The following is an 11373-nucleotide window of genomic DNA, read 5'->3' as shown; positions in this document are numbered from 1 at the left end:
GCGCTCAGCTGTCGTAATCGATCACGTGGCGAAGTTGCTTTTCATATTCCAGCGCCTTGCCGGTGCCAAGCGCCACGCAGTTCAGCGACTGATCCGCGATCGAGATCGAAAGCCCGGTCTGCTCGCGCAGGCTCAGGTCCAGATCGCCCAGCAGCGCCCCGCCCCCCGTCAGCATCACGCCGCGGTCAACGATGTCGGCGGCCAGATCCGGCGGGGTCGCTTCCAGCGCCTGCATCACCGCATCGCAGATTTGCTGCACCGGCTCGGCCAGGGCTTCGGCCACCTGGGCCTGGTTGATCTCGGTTTCCTTCGGAACGCCGTTCAGCAGGTCGCGCCCGCGCACCAGAATGGATGCGCCGCGCCCGTCATCGGGCATCCGCGCGGTGCCGATCGTGGTCTTGATCCGCTCGGCGGTGGCTTCGCCCACCAGAAGGTTCTGGTTGCGGCGCAGATAGGAAATGATCGCCTCATCCATGCGGTCGCCGCCCACCCGGACTGACCGCGCATAGACGATGTCACCCAAGCTCAGCACCGCCACCTCGGTGGTGCCTCCGCCGATATCCACCACCATGCTTCCGGTGGGGTCGGTGATTGGCATACCCGCGCCGATGGCGGCCGCGATCGGTTCCGCGATCAGCCCTGCGCGCCGCGCCCCCGCCGAGATCACCGACTGCCGGATCGCCCGCTTTTCCACCGGCGTCGCGCCATGGGGCACGCAGACGATCACCTTCGGCTTCGAAAACGTCGTGCGCTTGTGCACCTTGCGGATGAAATGCTTGATCATCTGTTCGGCGCTGTCGAAATCGGCAATGACGCCATCGCGCATCGGCCGGATCGCCTCAATGCTGCCCGGGGTGCGGCCCAGCATCAGCTTGGCATCCTCACCCACCGCCAGAACCTGCTTTTTGCCGTCCTTGACGTGATAGGCCACGACCGAAGGTTCGTTCAGGATGATCCCGCGCCCCTTCACATAGACAAGCGTGTTCGCCGTCCCAAGGTCGATCGCCATGTCCGACGAAAAGATACCGCCAAGTCCCGCCATCTGTGTCCCACCCCGATTGTCTGCTGGACGCCGACTCGCGCCGCGCCGCGCAAACCTGCCCGGCCCGTATAGGCAAAGCGCGCGGATTGCGGAAGCGGATTCCCATACCCCGCTGCAGCAGGGGGCGACATTCCGCCGGGGCGGAACGCCCCGCCATTCTTAATACGATTTTCTGGCGTTGCTGAGGGCTGAAATTCAGCCCGAACTTGCACTTATCGAACATCTCACAAATCCGCGCGCAGATCACGCCAAACCGCGCTCTGCTGACCGCGCTTCGCGCAAGCGAATCGACCGCGCCCGTGCCCGGACGCGGCCTTGTCTTCGGATTTGCGAAAATATCCTCGGGGGGTGAATTGGCGCTCTGCGCCAAGAGGGGGGCAGACAGCCCCCCTTTCGCCCTCACAGATGATAGCTGACGGATTTCACATCCGCATCCGGCGCCGTTTTCTGGCTGCGCACGCGCAGCCGGTTCAGCGCGCCGACATAGGCCTTGACGCTGGCCAGGATCGTGTCGGTATCCGCGGCCGATCCGGTGACGATCCGGCCGTCTTCCTCCAGCCGCACGCTGACGGTGGCCTGCGCATCGGTGCCTTCGGTGACCGCATGCACCTGATACAGCTTCAGCTGCGCCTTGGTCGGATAGATCGCCCTGACCGCGTTGAACACGGCATCCACCGGCCCGTCCCCGGTGGTCGAGGCGGTCTTTTCCGCGCCATCCACCAGCATCTTCAGATCCGCGCTCTGCCCGTCCGACCCGCAGATGACGCGCAGCCATTTGACCTGCAGGTAATCGGTGTCGGTATTGGCCGCCTGATCGGCCATCAGCGCGACCAGATCCTCGTCGTAGATTTCCTTCTTGCGGTCAGCCAGCGCCTTGAACCGGACAAAGACGTCCTTCAGCTGGTTCTCGCCCATCTCAAAGCCCAGATCGGCCAGCTTGGCGCGCAGCGCGGCGCGACCCGAATGCTTGCCCATGGCGATGTTGGTTTCGTTCAACCCGATATCGGCGGGGCGCATGATTTCAAAGGTTTCGACGTTCTTCAGCACGCCATCCTGGTGGATGCCCGATTCATGCAAGAAGGCGTTCTTGCCGACGATGGCCTTGTTGAACTGCACCGGAAAGCCCGAAACCTGGCTGACGCGGCGCGACAGGTTCATGATCTTCGTCGTGTCGATACCGGTGCGATAGGGCAGCAGGTCGCGGCGGACCTTGATCGCCATCACCACCTCTTCCAGCGCGGTGTTGCCCGCCCGTTCGCCCAGGCCGTTGATCGTGCATTCGATCTGGCGCGCCCCGGCCGTCACCGCCGCCAGACTGTTGGCGGTCGCCATGCCCAGGTCGTTGTGGCAATGGGTGGCAAAGATCACCTGATCGGCGCCGGGCACGCGTTCCAGCAGCATGCGGATGATCTCGGCGCTTTCCGCTGGCAGGGTATAGCCCACGGTGTCGGGGATGTTGATCGTGGTGGCGCCGGCCTTGATCGCGGTTTCCACCACGCGGCACAGATAGTCGCGTTCGGTGCGGATGGCATCCATCGCCGACCACTGCACGTTATCGCACAGGTTGCGCGCATGGGTCACGGTGTCGTGGATGCGGGCGACCATTTCATCCTGGCTCAGCGCGGTGATGTCGCGGTGCAGCGGCGATGTGCCGATGAAGGTGTGGATGCGCGGCTGGCGGGCATGTTTCACCGCCTCCCAGCAGCGGTCAATATCGGCGAAATTCGCGCGCGCCAGGCCGCAGATCACCGAATTCTTCGCATTGCGGGCAATGGCGGATACCGCCTCGAAATCGCCTTCCGAGGCGATGGGAAAGCCCGCCTCGATGATGTCGACGCCCATGTCATCCAGCAGCTGGGCGATTTCCAGCTTTTCGTCATGGGTCATCGTTGCGCCGGGCGATTGTTCGCCATCGCGCAGGGTGGTGTCGAAAATCAGGACGCGGGGTTGATCGGTGGTGGTCATGTCAATCTCCTGGTGCAGATCCGTCGCTGCGATCTTTTGCTGTGATCTTTGGGCGCTGGTCACCTCCGAGCGGTCGCGCCCAAGGGCACGCTCAGAGGCTGCTAAGGAGAAGGAGACCACGGAGGTTCAGGGCGCAGGCCGCGCCCGAAGCTGCGAATATGTGCAGGGTCCGTGTCATGGTCGCGACTATATGCGCCGTGCCGGAAAAGAAAAGACCAAATCTGCCCCTGATGCGTAAGACGGAACAGGCCGCGACGGGTGGCAGAAACGGGGGGGCGGGCATGAAGGCCTTGGTGATCGGGGATACGGGCGGGATCGGCGCTGCGGTGGCGGCGGAACTGGCGCGGCGCGGGGGGGCGGTCACGGGCCTGTCGCGCCATCGCGACGGGTTCGATGTGACGGACGAAGCCAGCGTGGCCGACCATATGGGCCGGTTGGCGGGGCCCTACGATCTGATCTTTGTGGCAACCGGCGCGCTGGGGGTGCCGGAAAAGGCGATCCGGGCGCTGGACCCCGGCGCGCTGCAGGCGCAATTCGCGGTCAATGCGATCGGCCCGGCGCTGGTTCTGAAACACGCCGTGCGGCTGTTGTCCCGCAACCGGCGGGCGGTCTTTGCGGTGCTGTCGGCGCGCGTCGGTTCAATCGGGGATAACCGGCTGGGGGGGTGGTATTCCTACCGCGCCGCCAAGGCCGCGTTGAACCAGCTGATGCGCACGGGCGCGGTGGAACTGGCGCGCACGCACCGTCAGGCGGTGGTGGCCTGCCTGCATCCGGGCACGGTGGATACGCCCTTCACCGCGGGCTATGGCCATTACAAGCTGCCCCCTGCCGAAAGCGCCGCGCGGCTGTTGGCCGTGCTGGACGGGCTTGGCCCCGCCGACAGCGGCAGTTTCCGCGACCATACCGGCGCGGTGGTCGAGTGGTAGGGCCCCCGCAGCGCCCGGCGGCGGGGTCAGTTGCCTGCCGCTGATCCGGCCTGCGCGTCTGCCGCAGGTGCGGCATCTTCGGGCGCGGCCTCCTCGGTCAGGGTGTTTTCCGACCAGGTGCCTGTGGCGACCTCGCCGGTCTTGTAGCGCATCACGCCCTTGCCCTGGCGTTTGCCGCGGACAAAGCTGCCTTCATAGACATCGCCATTGGCATAGGTGGCGACGCCCTGCCCATCGATCTCGCCATCCTTCCAGCCGCCTTCATAGCGAAAGCCGTCGGCCATGGTGATGCGCCCCTGACCCGCGCGCTGGCCGTTTTCAAAGCCGCCTTCGTAGACGGTGCCGTCGGCATAGGTGGCGCGGCCCTGGCCGTGGCGCTGGCCATCGGCCCAGTCGCCTTCGTAGATGTAACCGTCGGGATAGGTCATCTTGCCCTTGCCGTGGTTGCGCGCGGCCAGGAATTCGCCCTCATAGACCAGCCCGTTGGCATAGGTCGCGATGCCCGTCCCCTCGATCACGCCTGCGGCCCAGTCGCCCTCATAGGTGGACCCGTCGGGATAGGTGATGCGGCCCTTGCCATGCGGCAGATCGTTCAGGAAGGCGCCTTCATAGACCGATCCGTCGGGATAGGTGACCTTGCCCATCCCCTCGATCCGGCCTTCCATCCAGTCGCCGTCATAGACATAGCCGTCGGTGCCGCGGAAACTGCCCTTGCCCTGACGGCGGTCGGCGACAAAGCCGCCTTCGTAGATGTCGCCATTGGCATAGGTCACCTTGCCGCTGCCCTCGCGCCGGCCATTGGCCATAGCGCCTTCGTAGATGTCGCCATTGGCCTGCACCAGCCGCCCCTGGCCGTGCATTTGGCCCTCTTTCCAGCTGCCCTCATAGGTCAGCCCGTCGGCCATCGTCAGCTTGCCCTGACCCGCGCGCTGGCCCGCCAGAACGTCGCCATCATAGACCGCGCCGTCGGGATAGGTGATCCGGCCCTTGCCCTGCTTGGTGCCCATCACCCAATCGCCGTCATAGCGGTAGCCATCGGGGTTTTGCAAAACGCCCTTGCCGTGGTGCAACGCGCCCTTGAACCCGCCGGTATAGGTCGATCCGTTGGCATAACGCGCCGTGCCCTCGCCGGTGATTTCACCTGCGACCCAGTCGCCCTCATAGGTGCCGCCATCGGCAAAGACGATCCGCCCCTTGCCCTGCGGCTTGCCCGCGACGAACTGGCCTTCGTAGACCGAGCCATTGGCAAAACGCGCCCGGCCCTGGCCCAGGATTTCGCCCGCGACCCAGTCGCCTTCGTATTCATAACCCGAGGGCAGGGTGTATTTGCCCCGGCCGTGCTGCTTGCCGTCCTTGAACGTGCCCTCATAGAGGCCGCCGTCGTCATATTGCTTGGTCACGATGTCCTGGGCCAGCGCGGCCGGGGCAAACCCTGCCAGTGCCACCGCCAGACCGATGCCGTGAAGCTGTTTGCGAAGCATTGCGACCCTTCTCCCAGAAGCTGGCACCCCGCGGGGGCGGGCGGGGGCAGGCAGGCCCGCCGCTTGCGCACCCCGGGCGCGCTGCGAACCCTAAAGCGCGCGGGCCCCTTAGACAAGCACCCGGGCAGGCGCCGGGCGCGGGGGTCGGAGGGCAGGGGGCGGGTTTTCGCCAGCGGGCTTTTCCTTGACGGCGCATCTGCTAAACCCTTTGGGCAAACCGAAAGGAAGATCGCATGGCCGACCGTTTCCGCCTGACCCTTGCACAGCTGAACCCCACGGTGGGGGATTTGCGGGCCAATGCCGCCAAGGCGCTGGCGGCCTGGCGCGCGGGGCGTGATGCGGGTGCCGATATGGTGGCCCTGCCCGAGATGTTCCTGACCGGTTATCAGACCCAGGATCTGGTGCGGAAACCCGCCTTTGTCGATGATGCGATGGCGGTGATGGCGGAATTGGCGGGCCAGATCGTCGATGGCCCCGCGCTGGGGATCGGCGGGCCGTTTGCGGACCCAAGCGGCCTTTACAACGCCTGGTGGGTGATCGAACAGGGCCGCGTGGTGGCAAGGATGTTGAAACACCACCTGCCGCATGACGATGTGTTCGATGAAATGCGCCTGTTCGATTCCGGGCCGATTTCCGGGCCCTACCGGATCGGGCCGCTGCGCATCGGAACGCCCGTCTGCGAAGATGCCTGGCATGAGGATGTGGCCGAGACGCTGGCCGAAACCGGGGCCGAGATCCTGCTGGTCCCGAACGGCTCGCCCTATCGGCGGGGCAAGCTGGACCTGCGGCGCAATGTGACCGTGGCGCGGGTGGTCGAAACCGGGCTGCCGCTGGTCTATCTGAACATGGTCGGCGGGCAGGATGATCAGTTGTTCGACGGCGCCAGTTTCGTGCTGAACCCGCATGGCGAATTGGCGGTGCAGTTGCCTGCCTTTGATGAGGCGATCGAACATGTCGATTTCGAACGCGGGGCGGATGGCTGGCGCTGCCTGACCGGGCCGCGCGTGGTGCAGCCCGACGACTGGGAACAGGATTACCGCGCGATGGTTCTGGGCCTGTCGGATTACCTGCGCAAATCGGGGTTTTCCAAGGTGGTTCTGGGCCTGTCGGGTGGCGTCGATTCGGCGCTGGTGGCGGCGATCGCGGCTGATGCGGTGGGGCCCGCGAACGTGCGCTGCGTGATGCTGCCCTCGGAATACACGTCCGAACATTCGCTTGAGGATGCCGAGGCGGTGGCGCAGCGGCTGGGCTGCCGGCTGGACCGCGTGGGGATCGAGGGGCCGCGCGCCGCGGTGGCGCAGGCGCTGGCGGGCGTGATGGCGGGCACCAAACCCGACCTGACCGAGGAAAACATCCAGTCGCGCCTGCGCGGGGTGATGCTGATGGCGATTTCCAACAAGTTCGGGGAAATGCTGCTGACCACGGGCAATAAATCCGAGGTGGCGGTGGGCTACTGCACCATCTACGGCGACATGGCGGGGGGGTATAATCCCCTGAAGGATCTGTATAAAACCCGCGTGTTTGAAACCTGCCGCTGGCGCAACGCGAACCACCGCCCCTGGATGGCGGGCCCCGCGGGTGAGGTGATTCCGCCGCGCGTGATCGACAAGCCCCCAAGCGCCGAGCTGCGCCCCGATCAGAAGGATCAGGACAGCCTGCCCCCCTATGAGGTGCTGGATGCGATCCTGGAACGTCTGATCGAGCGCGATCAGTCGGTGGCCGAGATCGTTGCGGCGGGCTTTGACCGCGTCACGGTCAAGCGGGTCGAACATCTGGTCTATATCTCGGAATGGAAGCGCTATCAGTCGGCGCCGGGGCCGCGGCTGAGCACGCGGGCCTTCTGGCTGGACCGGCGATATCCGATGGTCAACCGCTGGCGCGACCCAAGCTGAGGCGCGGTTGGTGAGGCGGGCAGGGGGCGCTGCCCCCTCGGCGCGTGCCGCGCCTTACCCCCGGAGTATTTGGGCCAAGAAGAAGCGGCAGCGGTCAGAGGCGGGAAATCCGGCACTGCGGCAGCAGGCGGCGCACGTCGCGGGCGCGGCACAGGTCTGTTGCCGGGGTCATCACCGCGGCGGCGGCGGCGGCGGTGCCGTGGCGCAGGGCCTCGGGCAGGGGGGCGCCGCGCGCGATTGCCAGGGTGAAGCCCGCGACGAAGCTGTCGCCCGCGCCCACGCGTGAGGTGACGGGAACCTGAGGCGCGGTGGCGCACCAGCGGTCTTCGGCGGTGGCCATCACATTGCCTTCGGCCCCGCGCGCCAGGATCACCGCCCGCGCCACCCCGTCGCGCACCAGCGATGCGGCGAAATCGGCGCTGTCGGTCGCGCTATCAAGGCGGCTGCCCGCCAGGTGCTGCGCTTCAAGGTCGTCAAGACGCAGGACATCGGCGGGGGGCGTTGCGGCGCGGCGCAAGGTCTGAAGGGCTGCGCCCGAAGTGTCGAGAAACAGGCTTGTGCGGCAGCGCGCGGTGCGGGCGGCCAGGCGGGCGGGGAAATCGTCTGGCAGGCCCGGGGGCATGCTGCCCGACAGAACGGTCAGCCCCCCCGTGGGTGCCGCGCGCACAATGCGGGCCAGTGCGCGGTTCATCGCGGCCAGTGTCCAATCGGGGCCGGGCATTACAAAGCGGTATTGCGCGCCGCTGGACAGATCGGTTGCGGTCATGCTCTGGCGGGTTTCCCCGGGGGCGGGAAAGGGCATCAGGCCGATGCCGATTTCGGCCAGAAGCCGCATCACCTTGTCGCCCGTGGGGCCGCCCACCGCGACGAAAGCGGTCGAGGTGCCGCCCAGTTCGTGGATCGCGCGGCTGACATTGATACCGCCGCCGCCGGGGTCCGTATCGGGACGCGAACAGCGCAGCTTGCGGTCGGGGGTGATCGCCGGGGCGGTGATCGACAGGTCGACCGTGGGGTTCAGGGTGATGGTCAGGATCGGTTTCATCGCGCGGCGTCCTTGGGCCAGGCCAATGTGCCAGCTTTTGCCGCGCCCGCCAAGCGGTTGGGGGCCGTGGGGCAGACCCACGGCCCCACCACATTACAGGCTGAGCTGGTAGGAGGCCGGGACGAAGCGGAAGCCCGCGCCCTTCGGTTCCAGATACCCCATCGCGGGGAAGGGCATGTGATAGCCGATGAAGGGCAGCCGGTCTGCCGCGATCAGCCCTAGCAGTTCCTTGCGTGTGGCGGCGGCGGCGGCCTTGTCCATGTCAAAGCGCACCTCCCAGTCGGGCTGTTCCAGCGACCAGACGTAGTGGTTGGCGGCGTCCGCGATCACGACCAGGCCCTGGCCTTCGCTTTCGATGCGCCAGGCCATGTGGCCGGGGGTATGGCCGAAGGCCTCGATGGCCGAGATGCCGGGCGCGGCCTCGGCCCCCTTTTCGACGAAGGTCATCTTGTCGTTCAGCGGCTTGACCTTGGTGTCGAAGCCCTCATTGCCGGCGGCGGACCAGTGGTTGTGTTCCACCGCGCCGGTGACGTAGCGGGCATTGGCGAAGGTGGGCGTGGTGCCGTCGGACAGCCCACCGATGTGATCGCCATGCATGTGGGTGAGCACCACCACGTCGATCTGATCGGGGGTGACGCCGGCCGCCGCCAGCGCCGCGGTGATACCGGCGGGATCGTTGCCGGTGTCGAACAGCACCAGCTCGGCCCCGGTATTGACCAGCGTGGGGGTGAAGTAGAAGCGCGCAGCCTCAACCGGGATGAAGGCCGCGGCGGATGCGGCGGCAAAATCCTCGGGCGTGGCGTTCAGGCCAAAGATTTCCTGTGGCTTTTCCACGATGCGGGTGCCGGCCAGCAGGGTCGTCACCTCATACTGGCCCAGTGTCACGCGGTGGAAGGGGGCGATGGCGGGGCCTGCCATCGGCGCATTGGCCAAGGCCGCGCGCGGGCGGGCGATCATCGCGGCGGCCAGCGGCACGGCGGCCGCCCCCAGCAGCGCGCTGCGGCGGGTGAATGTGGGTTCGGTCATAAGGGCCTCCCTCTTGTTGCCATATGGCCGAGGTAGGGCGGCGGTGAAAAAGGGCAATACTGTGATGCGACCTGCGCCGGGGTCATTCCCACCAGCGGTCGATGGCGGCGATATCCTCATCCGACCAGCCGAAATGATGGGCGAGTTCATGCACATAGACATGCGCCACCAGCGCATCCAGCGCCACGTCCCCGCGCCCGGCCCATTCATCCAGGATCGGGCGGCGGAACAGCCAGATCACATCGGGGCCGGCCTGCTGATCCATCACCGATTTCTGGGTCAGGGGGATGCCGTCGTAAAGGCCGGTCAGATCGAAGGGGTCATCAATGCCCATCTCGGCCAGGATCGCGTCGGGGGCGAAATCTTCGACCCGCAGCACGACCTGCGCGGCGGCGCTGGCAAAGGCCTGCGGCAGGGCCAGGCGCGCGGCCTCGGCCATGGTTTCGATCGCGGTCAGATCGGGCGCCGCGCGGCCCTGCCAATCGGTCATTCCTGTCTCCTTGCACTGGCCCCGATATGGACAAAAGCCCCGCCCTGTGAAAGAGCAGGATGAACAGGAGTTGCACCCATGACCACCGTTACCCGCTTTGCCCCTTCGCCCACCGGCTATATCCACGTCGGCAACCTTCGGACCGCGCTGTTCAACTATCTGATCGCGCGCAAGTCGGGCGGCACCTTCATCCTGCGGCTGGACGATACCGATCAGGAACGGTCCAAGCAGGAATATGCAGATGCGATCATGGAAGACCTGGAATGGCTTGGCCTGACCTGGGACCGGGTGGAACGCCAGTCGGACCGGATCGACCGGTATGAGGCGGCGGCCGAAAGCCTGCGCCGGACGGGCAAGCTGTATGAATGTTTCGAAAGCCCGACGGAGCTGGATCTGAAGCGCAAGAAGCTTCTGAACATGCACCGCCCGCCGGTCTATGACCGCGCGTCGCTGAAGCTGACCGACCTGGAAAAAGAGCGGATGCGCGAAGAGGGGCGTGAAGGCTATTGGCGCTTCCTGCTGGATCAGACCCGGATCGAATGGACCGACGGGATTCTGGGCGATATTTCCATTGATGCGGGGTCTGTGTCGGACCCGGTGCTGATCCGGGCGGATGGGCAGGTCCTTTATACCTTTGCCTCGTCGGTCGATGATATCCAGATGGGGGTCACGCATATCGTGCGCGGCGCCGACCACGTGACCAATACCGCGACCCAGATCCAGATCATCGAGGCGCTGGGCGGCAAGCCGCCGGCTTTTGCGCATCACAGCCTGCTGACCGGCGCGCAGGGTGAGGAATTGTCGAAACGCCTGGGCACGCTGAGCCTGCGCGATCTGCGCGCCAATGGCATCGCGCCCGAGGCGCTATTGAGCCTGATGGCGCGGTTGGGGTCCAGCCAGCCGGTCGAGCTGCGGATGAGCCTGGATGAGCTGGCCGAAGGGTTCGATCTGGGCCAGTTCGGCGCGGCACCGACCAAATTCGACGCCGAGGATCTGATCCCGCTGACGCGCGCGCGCAACCAGCAACTGCCCTATACGGCGGTGGCCGACCGCATCCGCCATCTGGGTATTCCCGATGCGCAGGCCGAGGCGTTCTGGGCGGTGGCATCTAAGAATATCGACAAGCTGGATGACCTTCAGCACTGGGCCGATCTGGTGCTGGAAGGCGCCGATCCGGTGATCGATGCCGAGGATGCGGAGTTTGTCGCGACCGCGCTGCAGATGCTGCCGCCCCCGCCCTATGGCGCGCAAAGCTGGGCGGACTGGACGGCGGCGGTGAAAGAGGCCACGGGCCGCAAGGGCAAGGGGCTGTTCATGCCGCTGCGCAAGGCGCTGACGGGGCAGGCGCATGGCCCGGAAATGGCCGATCTGATGCCGCTTTTGCAAAAGGTTCGCGCCCGCGGCTGAGGGCGCAACCGGGGCGCTGCCCCGGACCCCGGGATATTTGGACAAAGCCGAAGGGGGCAGGGCGGATGACCCTGCCCCGTTTCGTTTTGGGCGGCGCGTGAT

General features: G+C 66.1%; 9 protein-coding genes. 3 read left to right on the top strand and 6 right to left on the bottom strand.

What is annotated here, in order from left to right; genetic code table 11:
- Window positions 1–4: 4 nt before the first annotated feature.
- Both MXB90_RS11350 and MXB90_RS11345 read right to left on the bottom strand, forming a co-directional pair.
- A complete protein-coding gene (locus MXB90_RS11350; protein ID WP_250044762.1) occupies window positions 5–1042 on the bottom strand; it encodes a rod shape-determining protein in 1038 nt (345 codons plus the stop codon).
- A gap of 399 nt (window positions 1043–1441) precedes the next feature.
- Window positions 1442–3007: a 2-isopropylmalate synthase gene (locus tag MXB90_RS11345; protein WP_250044760.1), complete on the bottom strand. Its 1566-nt coding sequence runs from the start codon at window positions 3005–3007 to the stop codon at window positions 1442–1444.
- A gap of 230 nt (window positions 3008–3237) precedes the next feature.
- On the opposite strand from MXB90_RS11345, the gene MXB90_RS11340 reads away from it, so the two are divergent.
- Window positions 3238–3933 (top strand): SDR family NAD(P)-dependent oxidoreductase, encoded by a 696-nt coding sequence (locus tag MXB90_RS11340; RefSeq protein ID WP_250044758.1) that lies wholly within the window; start codon window positions 3238–3240, stop codon window positions 3931–3933.
- A 26-nt stretch (window positions 3934–3959) separates the two neighbouring features.
- On the opposite strand, the gene MXB90_RS11335 is transcribed toward MXB90_RS11340, so the two are convergent.
- Window positions 3960–5414 (bottom strand): MORN repeat-containing protein, encoded by a 1455-nt coding sequence (locus MXB90_RS11335; RefSeq protein ID WP_250044756.1) that lies wholly within the window; start codon window positions 5412–5414, stop codon window positions 3960–3962.
- Window positions 5415–5647: 233 nt separating this feature from the next.
- Here MXB90_RS11335 and MXB90_RS11330 point away from each other — a divergent pair, with 233 nt between their 5' ends.
- Window positions 5648–7306 carry an NAD+ synthase gene (locus MXB90_RS11330; RefSeq protein WP_250044754.1) on the top strand — a complete coding sequence of 553 codons (1659 nt, stop codon included), beginning with the start codon at window positions 5648–5650 and terminating at the stop codon, window positions 7304–7306.
- A 94-nt stretch (window positions 7307–7400) separates the two neighbouring features.
- Here MXB90_RS11330 and MXB90_RS11325 read toward each other — a convergent pair whose 3' ends face one another.
- The 3 genes from MXB90_RS11325 to MXB90_RS11315 all read right to left on the bottom strand — a co-directional run bounded on the left by MXB90_RS11325 (window position 7401) and on the right by MXB90_RS11315 (window position 9864).
- The gene (locus MXB90_RS11325; protein ID WP_250044752.1) at window positions 7401–8348 is read right to left on the bottom strand and encodes a 1-phosphofructokinase family hexose kinase; all 948 of its coding nucleotides are present in this window, start codon (window positions 8346–8348) and stop codon (window positions 7401–7403) included.
- Window positions 8349–8441: 93 nt separating this feature from the next.
- Entirely contained in the window at window positions 8442–9374 is a 933-nt protein-coding gene (locus MXB90_RS11320) for an MBL fold metallo-hydrolase (RefSeq protein WP_250044750.1), read from the bottom strand.
- 82 nt (window positions 9375–9456) lie between these two features.
- Entirely contained in the window at window positions 9457–9864 is a 408-nt protein-coding gene (locus MXB90_RS11315; protein ID WP_250044749.1) for a metallopeptidase family protein, read from the bottom strand.
- 78 nt (window positions 9865–9942) lie between these two features.
- On the opposite strand from MXB90_RS11315, the gene gltX reads away from it, so the two are divergent.
- Window positions 9943–11271, top strand: a complete 1329-nt coding sequence (gltX, locus tag MXB90_RS11310) for a glutamate--tRNA ligase (protein WP_250044748.1) — start codon at window positions 9943–9945, stop codon at window positions 11269–11271.
- Window positions 11272–11373: the final 102 nt, after the last annotated feature.

Source organism: Phaeovulum molybdatiresistens (assembly GCF_023544865.1).
Lineage (GTDB): Bacteria > Pseudomonadota > Alphaproteobacteria > Rhodobacterales > Rhodobacteraceae > Pontitalea.
Note: the sequence above shows the minus strand (reverse complement) of the source record. Positions and strands in the feature narration are given on the sequence as shown.